The organism is Malonomonas rubra DSM 5091, assembly GCF_900142125.1.
GTDB classification, from domain to species: Bacteria; Desulfobacterota; Desulfuromonadia; order Desulfuromonadales; family Geopsychrobacteraceae; genus Malonomonas; species Malonomonas rubra.
Genome location: NZ_FQZT01000021.1, coordinates 1 through 16,157 on the forward strand (window position 1 = coordinate 1; position 16,157 = coordinate 16,157).

At 52.3% G+C, this 16,157-nt stretch carries 31 protein-coding genes; all 31 read left to right on the top strand.

Annotated features, from left to right (window positions below):
• Positions 1-1,068 (top strand): elongation factor Tu (tuf, locus tag BUB13_RS16670; protein WP_072909903.1); only part of this gene is annotated, 1,068 nt, incomplete at its 5' end.
• A 15-nt stretch (positions 1,069-1,083) separates the two neighbouring features.
• Positions 1,084-1,392, top strand: a complete 309-nt coding sequence (rpsJ, locus tag BUB13_RS16675; protein WP_029911171.1) for a 30S ribosomal protein S10 — start codon at positions 1,084-1,086, stop codon at positions 1,390-1,392.
• 38 nt (positions 1,393-1,430) lie between these two features.
• Complete coding sequence (rplC, locus tag BUB13_RS16680) at positions 1,431-2,054, top strand: 50S ribosomal protein L3 (RefSeq protein ID WP_072909904.1); 624 nt, start codon at positions 1,431-1,433, stop codon at positions 2,052-2,054.
• Between the two features lie 24 nt (positions 2,055-2,078).
• Positions 2,079-2,702, top strand: coding sequence for a 50S ribosomal protein L4 (rplD, locus tag BUB13_RS16685; protein ID WP_072909905.1), 624 nt, complete (start codon positions 2,079-2,081; stop codon positions 2,700-2,702).
• Positions 2,699-2,986 carry a 50S ribosomal protein L23 gene (locus tag BUB13_RS16690; RefSeq protein ID WP_072909906.1) on the top strand — a complete coding sequence of 96 codons (288 nt, stop codon included), beginning with the start codon at positions 2,699-2,701 and terminating at the stop codon, positions 2,984-2,986. The genes rplD and BUB13_RS16690 overlap by 4 nt, the downstream gene beginning before the upstream one ends.
• Positions 2,987-3,020: 34 nt before the next feature.
• Positions 3,021-3,848, top strand: a complete 828-nt coding sequence (gene rplB / locus BUB13_RS16695) for a 50S ribosomal protein L2 (protein ID WP_072909907.1) — start codon at positions 3,021-3,023, stop codon at positions 3,846-3,848.
• A gap of 31 nt (positions 3,849-3,879) precedes the next feature.
• Complete coding sequence (rpsS, locus tag BUB13_RS16700) at positions 3,880-4,161, top strand: 30S ribosomal protein S19 (protein WP_072909908.1); 282 nt, start codon at positions 3,880-3,882, stop codon at positions 4,159-4,161.
• A 30-nt stretch (positions 4,162-4,191) separates the two neighbouring features.
• Complete coding sequence (rplV, locus tag BUB13_RS16705; RefSeq protein WP_072909909.1) at positions 4,192-4,524, top strand: 50S ribosomal protein L22; 333 nt, start codon at positions 4,192-4,194, stop codon at positions 4,522-4,524.
• A 17-nt stretch (positions 4,525-4,541) separates the two neighbouring features.
• Positions 4,542-5,192 (top strand): 30S ribosomal protein S3, encoded by a 651-nt coding sequence (rpsC, locus tag BUB13_RS16710; RefSeq protein WP_072909910.1) that lies wholly within the window; start codon positions 4,542-4,544, stop codon positions 5,190-5,192.
• Between the two features lie 16 nt (positions 5,193-5,208).
• The gene (rplP, locus tag BUB13_RS16715) at positions 5,209-5,631 is read left to right on the top strand and encodes a 50S ribosomal protein L16 (RefSeq protein ID WP_072909911.1); all 423 of its coding nucleotides are present in this window, start codon (positions 5,209-5,211) and stop codon (positions 5,629-5,631) included.
• On the top strand, positions 5,621-5,812 hold the full coding sequence (gene rpmC, locus BUB13_RS16720) for a 50S ribosomal protein L29 (protein WP_072909912.1): 192 nt from the start codon (positions 5,621-5,623) through the stop codon (positions 5,810-5,812). Before rplP ends, rpmC begins: the two co-directional genes overlap by 11 nt.
• 14 nt (positions 5,813-5,826) lie before the next feature.
• A complete protein-coding gene (rpsQ, locus tag BUB13_RS16725; RefSeq protein ID WP_072909913.1) occupies positions 5,827-6,093 on the top strand; it encodes a 30S ribosomal protein S17 in 267 nt (88 codons plus the stop codon).
• 11 nt (positions 6,094-6,104) lie between these two features.
• A complete protein-coding gene (gene rplN / locus BUB13_RS16730) occupies positions 6,105-6,473 on the top strand; it encodes a 50S ribosomal protein L14 (protein ID WP_072909914.1) in 369 nt (122 codons plus the stop codon).
• Between the two features lie 26 nt (positions 6,474-6,499).
• Positions 6,500-6,829 carry a 50S ribosomal protein L24 gene (gene rplX / locus BUB13_RS16735; protein ID WP_072909915.1) on the top strand — a complete coding sequence of 110 codons (330 nt, stop codon included), beginning with the start codon at positions 6,500-6,502 and terminating at the stop codon, positions 6,827-6,829.
• 12 nt (positions 6,830-6,841) lie between these two features.
• Complete coding sequence (gene rplE / locus BUB13_RS16740; RefSeq protein ID WP_072909916.1) at positions 6,842-7,381, top strand: 50S ribosomal protein L5; 540 nt, start codon at positions 6,842-6,844, stop codon at positions 7,379-7,381.
• A gap of 22 nt (positions 7,382-7,403) precedes the next feature.
• Positions 7,404-7,589: a type Z 30S ribosomal protein S14 gene (locus BUB13_RS16745; RefSeq protein ID WP_072909917.1), complete on the top strand. Its 186-nt coding sequence runs from the start codon at positions 7,404-7,406 to the stop codon at positions 7,587-7,589.
• Between the two features lie 21 nt (positions 7,590-7,610).
• Positions 7,611-8,009: a 30S ribosomal protein S8 gene (gene rpsH, locus BUB13_RS16750; protein ID WP_072909918.1), complete on the top strand. Its 399-nt coding sequence runs from the start codon at positions 7,611-7,613 to the stop codon at positions 8,007-8,009.
• A 12-nt stretch (positions 8,010-8,021) separates the two neighbouring features.
• Positions 8,022-8,558, top strand: coding sequence for a 50S ribosomal protein L6 (gene rplF / locus BUB13_RS16755; RefSeq protein ID WP_072909919.1), 537 nt, complete (start codon positions 8,022-8,024; stop codon positions 8,556-8,558).
• Between the two features lie 25 nt (positions 8,559-8,583).
• Positions 8,584-8,946 (top strand): 50S ribosomal protein L18, encoded by a 363-nt coding sequence (gene rplR, locus BUB13_RS16760; protein WP_072909920.1) that lies wholly within the window; start codon positions 8,584-8,586, stop codon positions 8,944-8,946.
• Positions 8,947-8,957: 11 nt separating this feature from the next.
• Entirely contained in the window at positions 8,958-9,449 is a 492-nt protein-coding gene (gene rpsE, locus BUB13_RS16765) for a 30S ribosomal protein S5 (protein ID WP_072909921.1), read from the top strand.
• Between the two features lie 23 nt (positions 9,450-9,472).
• Positions 9,473-9,655 carry a 50S ribosomal protein L30 gene (gene rpmD / locus BUB13_RS16770; RefSeq protein WP_072909922.1) on the top strand — a complete coding sequence of 61 codons (183 nt, stop codon included), beginning with the start codon at positions 9,473-9,475 and terminating at the stop codon, positions 9,653-9,655.
• 18 nt (positions 9,656-9,673) lie between these two features.
• The gene (rplO, locus tag BUB13_RS16775; protein ID WP_072909923.1) at positions 9,674-10,114 is read left to right on the top strand and encodes a 50S ribosomal protein L15; all 441 of its coding nucleotides are present in this window, start codon (positions 9,674-9,676) and stop codon (positions 10,112-10,114) included.
• A 3-nt stretch (positions 10,115-10,117) separates the two neighbouring features.
• Positions 10,118-11,425, top strand: coding sequence for a preprotein translocase subunit SecY (secY, locus tag BUB13_RS16780; protein WP_279625996.1), 1,308 nt, complete (start codon positions 10,118-10,120; stop codon positions 11,423-11,425).
• 12 nt (positions 11,426-11,437) lie between these two features.
• Positions 11,438-12,085: an adenylate kinase gene (locus tag BUB13_RS16785; protein ID WP_072909925.1), complete on the top strand. Its 648-nt coding sequence runs from the start codon at positions 11,438-11,440 to the stop codon at positions 12,083-12,085.
• Position 12,086: 1 nt separating this feature from the next.
• The gene (gene map / locus BUB13_RS16790) at positions 12,087-12,839 is read left to right on the top strand and encodes a type I methionyl aminopeptidase (protein WP_072909926.1); all 753 of its coding nucleotides are present in this window, start codon (positions 12,087-12,089) and stop codon (positions 12,837-12,839) included.
• A gap of 53 nt (positions 12,840-12,892) precedes the next feature.
• Positions 12,893-13,006, top strand: a complete 114-nt coding sequence (gene rpmJ, locus BUB13_RS16795) for a 50S ribosomal protein L36 (RefSeq protein WP_072909927.1) — start codon at positions 12,893-12,895, stop codon at positions 13,004-13,006.
• Between the two features lie 20 nt (positions 13,007-13,026).
• Complete coding sequence (gene rpsM / locus BUB13_RS16800; RefSeq protein WP_072909928.1) at positions 13,027-13,395, top strand: 30S ribosomal protein S13; 369 nt, start codon at positions 13,027-13,029, stop codon at positions 13,393-13,395.
• 12 nt (positions 13,396-13,407) lie between these two features.
• Complete coding sequence (gene rpsK / locus BUB13_RS16805; RefSeq protein ID WP_072909929.1) at positions 13,408-13,803, top strand: 30S ribosomal protein S11; 396 nt, start codon at positions 13,408-13,410, stop codon at positions 13,801-13,803.
• A 20-nt stretch (positions 13,804-13,823) separates the two neighbouring features.
• Complete coding sequence (gene rpsD / locus BUB13_RS16810) at positions 13,824-14,453, top strand: 30S ribosomal protein S4 (RefSeq protein WP_072909930.1); 630 nt, start codon at positions 13,824-13,826, stop codon at positions 14,451-14,453.
• A 36-nt stretch (positions 14,454-14,489) separates the two neighbouring features.
• Positions 14,490-15,500 (top strand): DNA-directed RNA polymerase subunit alpha, encoded by a 1,011-nt coding sequence (locus tag BUB13_RS16815; RefSeq protein ID WP_072909931.1) that lies wholly within the window; start codon positions 14,490-14,492, stop codon positions 15,498-15,500.
• A 32-nt stretch (positions 15,501-15,532) separates the two neighbouring features.
• Positions 15,533-16,072 (top strand): 50S ribosomal protein L17, encoded by a 540-nt coding sequence (gene rplQ / locus BUB13_RS16820; RefSeq protein ID WP_072909932.1) that lies wholly within the window; start codon positions 15,533-15,535, stop codon positions 16,070-16,072.
• Positions 16,073-16,157 lie beyond the last annotated feature (85 nt).

The window sequence follows — 16,157 nt, forward strand, 5'->3', positions numbered from 1 at the left end:
GGTGAAGTCAAGGCCTTCGATCAGATCGACAACGCTCCGGAAGAGCGCGAGCGCGGTATCACCATCGCCACCGCTCACGTTGAGTATGAGACCGAAGCACGTCACTATGCACACGTTGACTGCCCGGGTCACGCTGACTACGTTAAGAACATGATTACCGGTGCTGCGCAGATGGACGGCGCTATCCTGGTTGTCTCCGCTGCCGATGGCCCGATGCCGCAGACCCGTGAGCACATCCTGCTCGCTCGTCAGGTTGGTGTTCCGGCCATGGTTGTCTTCCTGAACAAGGCAGACATGGTTGACGACGAAGAGCTCCTCGAGCTGGTCGACATGGAAATTCGCGAGCTGCTTTCCAGCTACGACTTCCCAGGCGACGATATTCCGATCATTGCCGGCTCTGCTCTGGCTGCCCTTGAGGGCCGCGATGACGAGATCGGTAAAGACAAGATCATGGAACTGATGGCTCAGGTTGACGAGTACATCCCGGAGCCGGAGCGTGCTATTGATAAGCCGTTCCTGATGCCGGTCGAGGACGTTTTCTCGATCTCCGGTCGTGGTACTGTTGCCACCGGTCGTGTTGAGTCCGGTATTATCAAGGTCTCCGAGGAAATCGAGATCGTCGGTATTAAAGAGACTGCCAAGACTGTTGTTACCGGTGTTGAGATGTTCCGCAAGCTGCTCGATCAGGGTCAGGCTGGCGACAACGTCGGTATCCTGCTGCGTGGCGTGAAGCGCGAGGACATTGAGCGTGGCCAGGTTCTGTGTAAGCCGGGTTCGATCAAGCCGCACACCAAGTTTAAAGCTGAGGCGTACATCCTGACCAAGGAAGAGGGTGGTCGTCACACCCCGTTCTTCAAAGGATACCGTCCTCAGTTCTACTTCCGCACCACCGACGTGACCGGTGTTGTGACTCTGCCTGAGGGCGTTGAGATGGTCATGCCTGGCGATAACATCGCCTGTAGCGTAGAGCTGATCACCCCGATCGCAATGGACAAGGAACTGCGTTTCGCTATTCGCGAAGGTGGCCGCACCGTCGGCGCCGGCGTCGTTAGTGAAGTCGTCGAGTAAGAAGGAATATAAGTAATGTCTACCCAGAAAATCAGAATTCGTCTGAAGGCCTACGATCACTCTCTGCTCGATCAGGCAGTTGCTGAGATTGTTGACACCACCAAGCGTACCGGTTCTCGTCTGGTCGGCCCGATTCCACTGCCGACTGTGATCAACAAGTACTGTGTTCTGCGTGGTCCGCACGTTGACAAGAAGAGCCGCGAGCAGTTCGAGATCCGTACTCACAAGCGCCTTCTGGATATCATGGAACCGACCCAGCAGACTGTCGATGCACTGATGAAGCTCGACCTGTCCGCCGGTGTTGATGTCGAGATCAAGCTTTAATCGGCTGATCAGACAATAGCGAGTTAAGGGCAACAGCAATGATCAACGGACTGTTAGGAAAAAAGATCGGGATGAGTCAGGTTTACGCCGCCGATGGGCAGCGGATTCCGGTGACCGTGCTTCAGGCAGGTCCCTGCACCGTCCTGCAGAAGAAGACTGGTGAAGCCGACGGCTACGAAGCTGTTCAGCTTGGTTTCGGTGCCAAGAAGGCGCACCGTACCAATAAACCAGCCATGGGCCACTTTAAGAAGGCCGGCAAGGGCGCTTTTGCTCACATTCGTGAGTTCAGTAGCGACGAGGAATGCCAGGTCGGTGATGAAGTGACTTGTGACATGTTCAAGCCGGGTGACCGCATTGATGTTACTGGTACCAGCAAAGGTAAGGGCTTCCAGGGTGTCATGAAGCGTTGGGGCTTTGCCGGCGGTCGTGCCAGCCATGGTTCCATGTTTAAGCGTGGTCCCGGTGCTATCGGTCAGTCCGCTTGGCCGTCCAAAGTTTTCAAGGGCAAGAAGATGGCCGGTCAGATGGGCAACGAGCGTTGTACCACCCAGAACCTGATTGTTGTCGATGTTCGCCCGGAACAGAACCTTATCCTTGTGCGTGGTGCCGTGCCTGGACCGAAAAATGGTCTGGTCATGATCCGCAAGGGAATCAAGGCCTAAGCGCGCGGATACAGGAGATAGATAATGGCAACTGTAACTATTTTTGATCAGGACAAGAAGCAGGTCGGTGAACGCGAAGTCGCTGACGCGATCTTTAACACTGAAGTTAAAGAGTACCTGCTCCACGATATGGTCCGCTACCAACTGGCTGCTCGCCGTCAAGGCACCGCAGCGGTCAAGAACCGCAGCGCTGTTGCCGGTGGCAGCAAGAAGCCGTACCGGCAAAAGGGTACCGGTAACGCTCGTCAGGGTACTGTTCGTGCGCCTCACTTCGTCGGTGGTGGTGTTGCTTTCGGCCCGCAGCCGCGTTCCTATGCGTTCAAGTTGAACCGCAAGGTTAAGAGGGCTGCTCTGTGTAGCGCTCTTTCGGCTCGCTATCAGGCTGAAAAGATGACCGTCATCAAAGAGTTCAATCTTGACTCGATCAGCACCAAGGCTTTCGCTGCGCTGATTAGCAAGTTTGAGCTGGAAGGTGCTCTGGTTGTTATCGATCAGGCTGACCCGAAGGTTGAGCTTTCGGCCCGTAACCTGCGTAACGTCAAAGTTCTGCGCGCTGAAGGTGTCAATGTTTACGACATCCTCAAGTACCCGAACCTGGTACTGACTGATGCTGCGGTGAGCGAGATTGAAGGAGCGATGGAAAAATGAAGCCTCTGTATGACATTATCCGCAAGCCGCTGATTACTGAGAAGGCCAATCTGCTTAAAGAAGAAGCTCAGGTTGTTGCTTTTGAAGTTGCACGCAACGCGAACAAGATCGAGATCAAACAAGCTGTTGAGAAGGCTTTCGACGTCAAGGTCAAGTCGGTCAACACTATCCAGTTGCGTGGCAAGGTCAAGCGCGTTGGTTACAATTTCGGTCAGCGCAGCAATTGGAAAAAAGCTTATGTGACCCTCGAAGAAGGTCACAATATCGATTTTTATGGTGTGTAAGACCGCGCGTCTTGCAGGCATGGAGTAGCTAATCATGGGTATCAAGAAATTTAATCCGACTTCCCCCGGCCGTCGCCACATGACCTCTCTCACTTTTGAGGAAGTCACCAAGACAACGCCTGAAAGATCGTTGCTGGCGCCGCTGAAGAAGAGTGGTGGTCGTAACAACAAGGGTCGCATTACCAAGCGTCATACTGGTGGTGGCCACAAGCAGAAGTACCGGATTATCGACTTCCGTCGTGACAAGAAAGAAGTTCCGGCAAAGGTTGCTGCGATTGAGTACGATCCGAATCGTAGCGCGAATATTGCCCTGCTCTTCTACGTTGACGGTGAGAAGCGTTACATTCTCGCTCCGAAAGGTCTGAATGTTGGTGATACCGTGGTTGCCAGTGAAACTGCTGACATCACCCCGGGTAACGCCATGACCATCAAGTCGATCCCTCTCGGTACTTGGGTCCACAATGTTGAGTTGAAGATCGGCAAGGGTGGCCAGTTGGCACGTAGCGCTGGTGCTTACGCCATGATCGCTGCGAAAGAAGGTCGTTACGCTCAGCTGCGTTTGCCTTCCGGTGAGGTTCGTCTGGTGCTGCAGGATTGTGTCGCGACCATCGGTCAGGTTGGTAACCTTGATCATGAAAAGGTCAAGATTGGTAAGGCTGGTCGTAATCGTTGGCTCGGTAAGCGTCCACAGTCCCGTGGTGTTGCGATGAACCCTGTCGATCACCCGCATGGTGGTGGTGAGGGTAAGAGTTCCGGTGGTCGTCACCCGGTAACCCCATGGGGTGTGCCGACCAAGGGCTATAAGACCCGTACCAATAAGCGGACCGATAAGTTCATCGTCCGTCGCAGAAATAAGAAGTAATTTTTAGAATATAAGTTTCTAGGAGACAGCCGTGGCAAGATCAATTAAAAAGGGTTTTTACGTTCAGGAGTCCCTGCTGCGTAAAGTAGACCTCGAAGGTGAAGCGAACCGGAATAAGGTAATCAAAACCTGGTCGCGTCGTTCGACCATTATTCCGGAATTCGTCGGCTCGACTTTTGCCGTACATAATGGTAAAAAGTTCGTCCCTGTTTTCGTGACCGAGAACATGGTTGGCCATAAGCTTGGCGAATTCGCGCCGACCCGGACCTATTTTGGCCACGGTGCTGACAAGAAAAGCAAGGTCAGGAAGTAAGTCCGCGACTGCTGACAGGAGTTCCGAACAATGGAAACACAAGCAAAACTCAGGAACGTCCGCCTTTCCCCGCAAAAGGCGAGACTCGTTGTCGATATGGTTCGCGGTAAGGGTATTCAGGATGCATTGAACATTCTCCAGTTTGCCCCACAGAAGACCGCGCCTATTCTTTCTAAATTGTTGAAATCAGCTGTAGCTAACGCTGAGCAGAAGGGTATCTCTGACGTCGATGCGCTGTTTGTCAAGACAGTGATGGTTGACCAGGGTCCGGTTCTGAAGCGTTTCATGCCCCGTGCACAAGGGCGTGCCAGCCGGATTCGTAAGCCGACCAGCCACATCACCGTGGTTCTGGACGTTAAGTAAGTCGAGGAGGTGACCCTTTGGGCCAGAAAGTTCATCCAATAGGATTTCGTCTGGGGATCAACCGGACTTGGGAGTCGCGCTGGTATGCTGATTCGGATTACTCCGAAAAGCTGCACGCAGATCTTAAGCTGCGCAATTTCCTGAAGAAGCGTCTTTATCATGCAGGCATCTCCAAGATCGAGCTGGAGCGCGCTGCAAATAAAGTCAAAATCAATATCTTTGCTGCTCGTCCCGGCATCATCATCGGTAAGAAAGGTTCCGAAGTTGAAGTTCTGAAGAAGGACCTGGCGAAGATTACTGATGATGAGTGCTTCATCAATATTCAGGAAGTTCGCAAGCCTGAAGTCGATGCTCAGCTGGTAGCCGAGAACGTCGCTCTGCAGCTCGAGCGCCGTGTCGCTTTCCGCCGCGCCATGAAGCGCAGCGTCAGCATGGCTCTGAAATTCGGTGCCAAAGGGATCAAGATCAACTGTGCCGGTCGTCTGGGCGGTGCAGAAATGAGCCGGACTGAATGGTATCGTGAAGGTCGTGTGCCTCTGCACACCCTGCGTGCCGACATCGATTACGGTTTCGCTGAAGCGATGACCACCTACGGTATTATCGGTGTCAAGGTTCTGATTTTCAAGGGCGAAGTCCTTGGTAAAGAGAAGGAACAGCCGGCAGGCTGATCAGGAGTAATTCATCATGTTAATGCCGAAGAAGGTTAAACGTAGAAAGCAGTTTACCGGGCGGATGACCGGGCAGGCAAGCCGCGGTACCGAGGTAAACTTCGGAGATTTCGGGTTGCAGGCACTTGAGTGTGGTTGGCTCTCTTCTCGTCAGATCGAGGCCGCTCGTCGTGCCATGACCCGCTATATCAAGCGGGGTGGTAAAATCTGGATCCGTTCTTTCCCGCACAAGCCGTTGACCAGCAAGCCTGCTGAAACCCGGATGGGTAAAGGTAAGGGCTCGCCGGAGAAATGGGTTGCCGTCGTTAAGCCGGGCCATGTCATCTACGAAATGCAGGGCGTTGCCGAAGAGGTTGCACGCGAAGCGTTCCGTCTGGCTGCCCACAAGCTGCCGATGAAGACCAAGTTCGTGAAAAGAGAGGCCGGCGATGAAGGCTAGTGAAATTAACGACCTGAGTGTCGAGGAATTGCAGGCAAAGCAAGTTGAGTTGCAGGAAGAGTTATTTAACCTGCGCTTTCAGCTGCATACCGGCCATCTGGAAAATACAGCCCGTGTTTCGCAGGTGCGTAAGGATGTCGCCCGCGTAAAGACTGTGCTTGCCAGCAAGCTGAATGCCTAGGGTGTGAGGAAAAAATGAGTCAAGAACGTGGTAACCGGAGAACCCGGATCGGTATTGTGGTCAGCGACAAGATGGACAAGACTGTCGTCGTTCGTGTCGATCGCATGGTCAAGCACAGCGTTTATAAAAAGTACATCAAGCGCAAGGTCAACTGTAAGGCTCACGATGAGGCAAACAGTTGCGGCGTTGGTGATAAAGTTCTGATTGTCGAAACCAGGCCCTTGTCGAAAGACAAGCGCTGGCGTGTCCGCCAGATCCTGGAGAAGGCCGTTATCGCTTAGGAGAGTAAGTCATGATCCAGATGCAATCAATGCTCAGCGTGGCGGACAACTCAGGTGCTAAGAAACTTTGCTGTATCAAAGTTCCTGGTGGGTCCAAACGTGTGTACGCCGGTATCGGCGACGTAATTGTCTGCAGTGTCAAAGAGGCACTGCCGAATTCGAAGGTCAAAAAGGGTGATGTTGTGCGTGCTGTTATCGTTCGCACCGCAAAAGAGATCCCCCGTCCGGACGGTTCCTTTATTCGTTTCGATAATAACTCTGCAGTTGTTATCAACCAGGCGAATGAGCCGATCGGGACCCGGATCTTTGGCCCCGTCGCCAGAGAACTGCGGGCTCGTCATTTTATGAAGATCGTCTCGCTGGCCCCTGAAGTTCTTTAAATTCCGACTGTAGGAGAGTCAAAGCGATGGCTACTGTAAAAACTCATGTCAAAAAAGATGACATGGTCAAAATTATCGCCGGCAAGGAAAAGGGCAAGACTGGCAAAGTCCTGCGTGTTTTCCCGGCCAAGGGTCGCGTTGTGGTCGAGAACCTCAACGTTGTTAAGCGCCATACTCGTCCCAGCCAACTGAATCCGGAAGGCGGGATCGTGGAGAAGGAAGCCGCAATGAGCATCTCTAATGTGATGGTTGTTTGTGGTTCCTGTAATGAAGCAGCACGGACCGGTATCCGTAAGCTTGAAGATGGCAGCAAAGCCCGTTACTGCAAAAAATGTAACGCGAGCGTAGATAAGTAAACGGAGAGTTCGATGGCCAGGTTGAAACAGGCATATCAGCAGGAGCAGGTACCTGCCCTGATGAAAGAATTTGCATACAAAAACGTTATGCAGGTTCCGAAAATCGAGAAGATCGTTCTGAACATGGGTCTCGGTGAGGCGATTCAGAACCCTAAGCTGCTGGAATCTGCAGTTGAAGAACTGGAGCGGATTACCGGTCAGAAGGCGGTGATTACCAAGGCCAGAAAGTCGATCGCGACCTTTAAGTTGCGTGAAGAGATGGCTATCGGTACCTGTGTGACTTTGCGTCAGAATCGTGCCTGGGAATTCCTTGACCGTCTGATCAATGTTGCTTTGCCGCGTGTCCGTGACTTCAAGGGTGTTTCTCCGAAGGCGTTTGATGGCCGCGGTAACTACACCCTCGGTATCCGTGAGCAGCTGATCTTTCCGGAAATCGATCTTGATAAGATCGCCAAGGTTTCCGGTTTGAACATCACTATTGTTACAACGGCAAAAACTGACGAGGAAGGCCGCGCACTGCTGGCCGGTCTCGGCATGCCGTTCAGAAAATAAGCAACGGATAGCGGAGGATATTGTGGCTAAGAAGTCAATGATTGCAAAAGCGAAGCGGTCGAAGAAGTTCGCCGTCCGTGAATACAACCGCTGCCCGATCTGCGGTCGTCCGCGCGCTTATTATCGTAAGTTTGACATGTGCAGAATTTGTCTGCGGAAACTGGCATCCGAAGGGAAAGTCCCGGGTGTTGTCAAGTCCAGCTGGTAACAGCAAGAGGAGTAACAAGTAATGTCGATGACCGATCCGATGGCGGACATGCTGACTCGCATTCGAAATGCGGGGATGGCTGCCCACGCCAAAGTTGATGTCCCCTCCAGCAACCTCAAGGTTGCTGTCGCCAACGTCCTCAAGGACCTTGGCTATATCAAGAATTTCAAGTCGATCAGTGATAATAAGCAGGGTGTTCTGCGTATTTATCTCAAGTACGACGAGAACCAGACCCCGCTGATTCACGAGATCAAGCGGGTTTCGACTCCGGGTCGGCGTATCTACGTTGGTAAAGATGAAATTCCTCGAGTAAAGAACGGTCTTGGCGCGTCGATCCTGTCGACCTCTAAAGGTGTTCTTGACGATGTCGCAGCTCGCAAAGCCGAAGTCGGCGGCGAAGTTATCTGCACCATCTGGTAAAGGAGTAACGACATGTCACGTATTGGTAAATTGCCTGTCGCCATTCCTGCCGGTGTCAAGGTGTCTCTCGACGGCACCAAGATGACAGTTCAGGGACCGAAGGGGACCTTGTCTCAGGAGTTGCATGAGCGGATGAACATTGCCGTTGAGACTGACCAGATTCTGGTCACCCGTCCGAGCGATGCGAAAGATGATACTGCACTCCACGGTTTGACCCGTGCACTGATCAACAACATGGTTGTCGGTGTTACTGCCGGTTTCCAGAAAGATCTTGAAATTAACGGTGTCGGTTACCGTGCTGAAATCAGTGGTAAGGTTTTGACCTTGAGTCTCGGCTATTCTCACCCGGTTGTTTATGAACTTCCGGACGGGATCAGTGTCGAGGTTGAAAAACAGACTAAGCTGTCGGTCAAGGGGATTGACAAGCAATTGGTTGGTTCGGCGGCAGCAAAGATCCGCTCTTTCCGCGCACCTGAGCCCTACAAGGGCAAAGGTATCAAGTATGCGGACGAGCGTATCGTGCGTAAGGCTGGTAAGGCCGGTAAGTAAAACTTAAACGTATAGGAGCATTACTGTGAACGAATCCCAAAAAAGACGTGTCTCCCGGCTCAAGCGCCAGGCACGTGTTAGAAAGAAAGTGCGTGGGACCACTGAATGCCCCCGGCTCTCCGTCTTCCGCAGCGCCAAACATATTTATGCCCAGATCATCGAAGATGCCACAGGTAAAACTTTGGCAGCAGCTTCGACCATCAGCAAAGATATCGATTTGGCTCAAAGTGGAAACGTTGATGCAGCCAAGGCAGTCGGTGCCTCTATCGCCAAGAAGGCTCTCGATCAGAACATAACCCAGGTCGTTTTCGACCGTAACGGCTTCCTTTATCAGGGTCGCGTTCAGGCGCTCGCTGATGCTGCACGTGAAGCCGGACTGAAGCTTTAAGGAGTAGGGCTGTGCTGCGCATTGATCCTGAAAAATTAGAATTGACCGACCGGGTCATTCATATCAACCGTAACGCCAAAGTTGTTAAAGGTGGTCGTCGCTTCAGCTTCTCCGCACTCGTCGTTGTCGGCGATGGTGAGGGCCATGTTGGCTACGGACTTGGTAAGGCAAAAGAGGTTCCTGAGGCGATCCGTAAAGGTGTTGAGGCTGCCCGCAAGAGTCTGATCAAGGTGCCGATTCAGGAAGGTAAGACCATTCCTTACGATGTTATCGGCAAGTTTGGGGCCGGAAAGGTTCTGCTCAAGCCCGCATCTGAGGGTACCGGTGTTATCGCCGGTGGTGCCGTTCGTCCGATCCTGGAAGCGGTTGGTATTGGTAACATTCTGACCAAGTGTCTCGGTTCCAACAACCCGCACAACGTGGTCAAGGCAACCATCGAAGCTCTGAAGATGCTGAAGAGCCCGGCTGAAATCAACGCGCGTCGTGGCATTGCTAACGACTAGCCGATTTACGGAGGACTAAAAAAATGGCGACGGAAGTCAAAGTCACCCTGAAGCGTAGTCCGATCGGGCGTAAAGAATATTTCAGCAAGGTCTTGAAGGGCCTTGGTTTGAAGCGTCTGCATCAGACAGTGACCTTGAAGGATACCCCGGAAATCCGTGGTATGATCCGCAAGGTTGAACACATGGTTACGGTCGAAGACTGTTAACACAGTAAGGATAGCAAGATGGATTTGAGTAATCTGAAACCGGCTGCCGGTTCGACAAAAAATAGAAAGCGTATTGGTCGCGGTCCTGGCTCTGGTACCGGCAAAACAGCCGGCAAGGGTCACAAGGGTCAGAACGCTCGCAGTGGTGGTGGTGTCAAGCCCGGCTTTGAGGGCGGTCAGATGCCTCTGCAGCGCCGTCTGCCGAAGCGTGGCTTCACCTCGCTGAACAAGAAGGTTTACGCACTGGTTAATCTGCGTGATCTGGATGTATTCGAGGCGGGTTCAGTCGTCAATGTTGAGTCTCTCGGTCAAGCTGGTCTGATTGGTGCTGTCAAGGATGGCGTCAAGATTCTGGCCGACGGTGAGGTCAGCAAAGCGCTGACTGTTCAAGCTCACAAATTCAGCAAGTCTGCAGCTGAAAAAATTGAAGCTGCTGGCGGCAAGGCCGAGGTGCTGTAAATTATGTCGACCCTGCAAAATATTTTTGCCATCCCGGAGCTGCGGCGCCGGATCATGTTCACTCTTGCAATGCTGGCCGTGTATCGTGTCGGTTGTCATGTCCCGACTCCTGGGATTGATGCTCATGTTTTGGCGAAATTTTTTGAGGGGACTGAAGGGACTCTGCTCGGGCTGGTCTCTGCCTTCACGGGTGGTGCGCTTTCGCAGATGGCAGTTTTTGCTCTTGGTATTATGCCGTACATCAGTGCGTCGATTATCATGCAGCTGCTGACTGTCGTTTTCGAGCCGGTTGAAAAGCTTTCGAAAGAAGGTGAGCAGGGCCGCAAGAAAATCACTCAGTACACTCGTTACGGAACCATTGTTCTGGCAATTATTCAGGGTACTGGTATTGCGACCGGTCTGCAGGGAATGGTTGGTCCGGCGGGTGAGCCTGTCGTGCCGAACCCGGGGATGGGTTTCATCCTGATGACAGTTATCACACTGACGGCAGGTACTGCCTTTATCATGTGGCTTGGTGAGCAGATAACTGAACGTGGTATTGGTAACGGTATTTCGCTGATCATTTTTGCTGGCATTGTTGCCGGAACTCCTTCGGCGATTGTCAACTCTCTGCGTTTGGTTGAGACTGGCGCAATGACTGTAACGACAATAGTTTTCATCCTGGCCTTGATGCTACTCGTGGTTGCAGCCATCGTATATATGGAGAGTGCTCGACGCCGGGTTCCGATTCACTACGCTAAGCGGGTTGTCGGTATGCGCAATATGGGTGGGCAGGCGAGCCACCTGCCACTGAAGATCAATATGAGTGGTGTTATCCCACCGATCTTCGCCAGTTCTATCATGATGTTTCCGGCGACCATCGCCAACTTCATTGATGCTCCCTGGGTGAAGACGGTGTCGGCCTATCTGGCTCCAAGCCACTGGGTCTATAACGTTTTTTATATTGCATTTATCGTATTCTTCTGCTACTTCTACACGGCTATTACCTTCAACCCGGTGAATGTATCGGAAAATATCAAGAATCAGGGTGGTTTTGTGCCTGGGATACGTCCTGGTAAAGAGACTGCTGATTACCTTGATACCGTTCTCGGTCGTTTGACCTTCGCCGGTGCGATTTATATTTCGCTGGTCTGTGTATTGCCGACATTGCTGATCAACCAATTGAATGTCCCCTTCTTCTTTGGTGGTACTTCGCTGTTGATCGTTGTTGGCGTTGGAATGGATACGGCTTCGCAGATTGAAGCGCACCTGATCTCTCGTTCTTACGAGGGCTTCATGAAGGGTGTGTCTCTCAAGGGCCGTCACGGGTAAGGTTGTTTTGTTATGAAACTTGTACTGCTTGGACCTCCGGGAGCCGGTAAGGGGACTCAAGCTGCGATGCTGGTCGAGAAATTCGGCATTCCGCAGATCTCAACCGGTGATATGTTGCGTGCTGCTGTTAAAGCACAAACGCCGATGGGTCTTAAGGCCAAAGAATGTATGGATTCCGGTGCGCTGGTTTCGGATGAGATCGTCGTCGGTATCGTCCGTGATCGCCTGCAGGAAGATGATTGCAAGGGTGGCTTTATCCTTGATGGATTTCCGCGGACTGTTCCACAGGCGGATGCGCTGAAAGAGGTTCTGATTGAACTCGGTAAAGACCTCGATTCGGTTATCTCTTTAGAGGTAAATACGGATGCCTTGGTAGAGCGACTGACCGGGCGTCGTACTTGCGGTGCCTGCGGTAAGGGCTATCACTTGAAATTTGACCCTCCGGGTGCTGATGGCAAGTGTAGTGCATGTGGTGGTGATCTGGTTCATCGTGATGATGATAAAGAAGAAACTATCCGCAACCGGATGGATGTCTATCGCCAGCAAACCGCACCGCTCGAAGACTACTATCGCAAAGAAGGTCTGCTCAAAGCGATCGACGGTATGCAGGAGATCTCGGCAGTTCAAGAGCAGATAGTCACAGTTCTGCAGGCGGGCTGAGGTGATCGTTCTCAAGTCGAAAAGTGAACTTGAGAAGATGCGTAAGGCGGGCCGTCTGGTCGCTGAGATGCATCAACTGATGCGCGAGAAGATCAAGCCGGGAGTAACGACCTTAGAGCTTGATCGTTTTGCCGAAGCTCAATGCAAAAAATGGAAGGCTCGCCCTGCTTTTAAAGGCTACGGCGGCTTTCCTTTTACTATTTGTGCCTCACCGAACGAACAGGTGGTGCATGGGTTCCCTAACAAGCAGCCGCTACGTGAGGGAGATATCCTGAGTATCGATTTCGGCTTGATCATCGATGGGTTTTACGGTGATTCGGCGGTGACGATACCGGTTGGAAAAATTGACGAGACAACCCAAAGGTTGCTGGATGTCACAAAAGAGTCTCTGGAAATGGGCATAGCGGCTGCTGAGCCCGGAAAGAGACTTTCTGACATATCTCATGCAGTGCAGACTCGCGTTGAGCTGGACCATTTTAGCGTGGTCCGGGAGTTTGTCGGGCACGGAATCGGCCGCCAGTTGCATGAAGAACCACAGATTCCAAATTATGGGCCGCCTGGTCGGGGTCCACAGCTCAAGCCAGGAATGACTTTGGCAATAGAGCCGATGGTAAATATTGGATTGCCTGCAGTCAAGGTGCTTGAAGACGGCTGGACAGCGGTGACCATTGATGGTCGTCGCTCTGCGCATTTTGAGCACACGATAGCAATCACTGAGAACGGGCCAGAAATACTGACCTGTTTGGATGACTAAAGAACGACCGCATAGCCGGTCACCCGAGATATCGAGTAGAAAAGGATCTCAAGATGAAGGTTAGAGCATCAGTCAAAAAAATCTGCGAAAAGTGCAAGGTTATCAAGCGCAAAGGCGTAGTCCGGATCATCTGCGAGAATCCGAAACACAAGCAAAGACAGGGTTAAGGCCCTAGGAGGATAAGACATTGGCACGTATTGCTGGAGTCGATTTGCCGCGCAATAAGCGCATCGAAATAGCCATGACTTACATCTATGGCATCGGCCGTACTTCGTCGCAGAAAATTCTGTCAGAAGCAGGTGTGGATTACAGCTCTCGTACTGACGACCTGACAGAAGCGGAACTGGCGAAGATTCGTGAAATTATCGACCGCGATTATTCGGTCGAAGGCGATCTGCGTCGTGAGATTACCATGAATGTCAAGCGTCTGATGGACCTTGGCTGCTATCGTGGTTTGCGTCATCGGAGAGGTCTGCCGTGTCGCGGTCAGAACACCAAGAACAATTCTCGCACCCGTAAAGGTCCGAAGAAGACCGTTGCCGGTAAGAAGAAATAAAGCGGAGTTATCATGGCTAAGTCTGGTAAGAAGGTCGTACGGAAAAAGGTTGAAAAGAAGAACATCGCCAAGGGCGTTGTTCATATTCAGTCAACCTTCAATAATACTATTGTGACAATCTGTGATCCGGCTGGCAACGTCGTTGCCTGGTCGACCTCAGGTGCAAAAGGGTTTAAGGGCTCCCGTAAAAGCACTCCTTTCGCTGCCCAGATGGCTGCTGAAGAAGCTGCCACCAAAGCGATGGAACATGGAATGCGTTCGGTCGAGGCCTACGTCAAGGGTCCGGGTAGCGGTCGTGAGTCTGCACTGCGTGCACTCTCGCTGGCTGGTCTGACAGTTACCATGATCAAGGACGTGACCCCGATCCCGCACAATGGTTGCCGTCCGCCTAAGCGCCGTCGCGTATAAAAGCTTAGAGGAGAAATAAGGTGTCTAGATATTCAGGTCCCGTCTGCCGTCAGTGCAGAAGAGAAAATGCCAAGCTGTTCCTTAAAGGGGACAGATGTTATACCGATAAATGTGCTGTTGAGCGTCGCAACTACGCTCCGGGACAGCACGGTCAGCGCCGCACCAAGGTTTCCGATTACGGAATCCAGCTGCGTGAGAAGCAGAAGGTCAAGCGGACTTACGGTCTGCAGGAGAAGCAGTTCCGCCTTTACTTCAAGAAGGCTGACCGGATGAAGGGTGTTACCGGTGAAAACTTGCTGATGCTGCTGGAGCGCCGTCTCGACAGTATCGTCTATCGTCTTGGTTTCGCCGTATCCCGTGCCCAGGCACGTACCTTGGTGCGTCATGGACACTTCCAGGTGAACGATCGCAAGGTCGACATTCCATCATATCTGGTTCGCCCGAACGATGTCGTGTCACTGCGTGAGAAGAGCCGCGAGATCGCCTGCATCAATGAGTCGCTCGACAGTGTCATGCGTCGTGGTGTTCCTTCGTGGGTCGAACTGGAGCGTGATGCCTTCAAAGGTAGCATCAAGACCTTGCCGGTCCGTAGCGAGTTGACGACGCCTGAGTTCCAGGAACAGTTGATCGTCGAACTCTACTCGAAGTAATCACCTCATCAGTTAGCTTGAGAGGGAGAACAATATATGTACAAAAACTGGAGAGACCTGATCAAACCGAAGCGTCTCGAAGCAACCGAGCTGACCGAAACCTACGGCAAGTTTGTTGCCGAGCCTTTTGAGCGCGGTTTCGGAACCACTCTCGGTAACTCGTTGCGTCGTATCCTGCTGTCTTCGCTGCAGGGTGCCGCTATTACTTCGGTACGGATCAAGAACGTTCAGCACGAGTTCTCCAGTGTCGTTGGTTTGACCGAGGATGTGACCGATATCATCCTCAACCTGAAAGGTGTCAAGGTTCGCCTGCATGGTCACGATCCTCGCAACGTGCGGATTGTGCAAAAGGGTGCAGGGGTGATCAAGGCTGGGGATATTATTACTGACAGCAATGTCGAGATTCTCAATCCCGATCATCACATCGCGACTTGTGGCGATGAGACCGATCTTGAAGTCGATATGACCGTTGCCATGGGCAAGGGATATGTTGCGGCCGACAAGAACCGAGACGAGAGCGCACCGGTTGGAACCATTCCTATCGATTCGATTTTCTCGCCGATTCTCAAGGTGAACTTCAATGTTTCCAATGCCCGTGTCGGTCAGATTACTGATTACGACAAGCTGACTTTGGAAGTGAACACCGACGGGAGTGTCAAGCCTGAAGACGCTGTTGCCTACGCTTCGAAGATTCTGAAGGAGCAGCTGCAAATTTTCATCAACTTTGATGAGACTGACGAGCCGGTCCAAGAGGAAGAAGACAGCGAAACCCAGAAAATAAACGAGAACCTCTATCGTTCCGTTGAAGAGCTGGAGCTGTCGGTTCGTAGCGCGAACTGCCTGAAGAACGCCCAGATCAACCTGATTGGCGAACTGGTGCAGAAGACGGAAGCAGAAATGCTGAAGACTCAGAACTTCGGCCGCAAGTCGCTCAACGAGATCAAGGACATTCTGGCCGAAATGGGCCTCAGCCTCGGCATGAAGCTGGAGAACTTCCCTGATCCGGAGTACCTGAAATTGATTCAAAAAGGGCAGGACGACGAATAGTCCCTTTTACGGTTTAGAAAGGAAGCAGAACAATGCGTCACAATAAATCCGGCAGACGTCTCGGCCGCAAGCCAGACCACCGTCAGCATATGATGCGCAACATGGTGACATCCTTCTTCGAGCACGAGAAGATCACCACCACTGATACCCGCGCCAAGGAACTGCGCAAGGTTGTCGACAAGATGATCACCCTCGGCAAGCGCGGCGACCTGCATGCACGTCGTCAGGCTCTGCAGGTTATTCGCGACCGCCAGGTTGTCGGTAAGCTGTTCGAGATGATCGCTCCGCGTTACACTGAGCGGCCAGGTGGTTATACCCGCATCATCAAGCTGGCCAACCGCCAGGGCGACAATGCGCCGATGGCAATTATCGAGCTGGTCGAAGAGGAGTTTACTCCGAAGACCAAAAAAGCCGCACCTGCTCCAGTAGCAGAGGTTGCCGAAGAAGCCCCTGCAGTTGAAGAAGTCGAAGCTGCAGAGGAATCTGTAGCGGAAGAAGCAGTTGCTGAAGAAGCCGAAGTCGCTGAAGAGGCGACCGAAGAAGCAGCTGAAGAGGAAAAGAAAGAAGACTGATTTTCCTCACCGGTTAAATCGAAAAAGGGGCAAGGAGAAATCTCCTTGCCCCTTTTTTTTGTCAAGGTAATGCAGTTGTTTGACT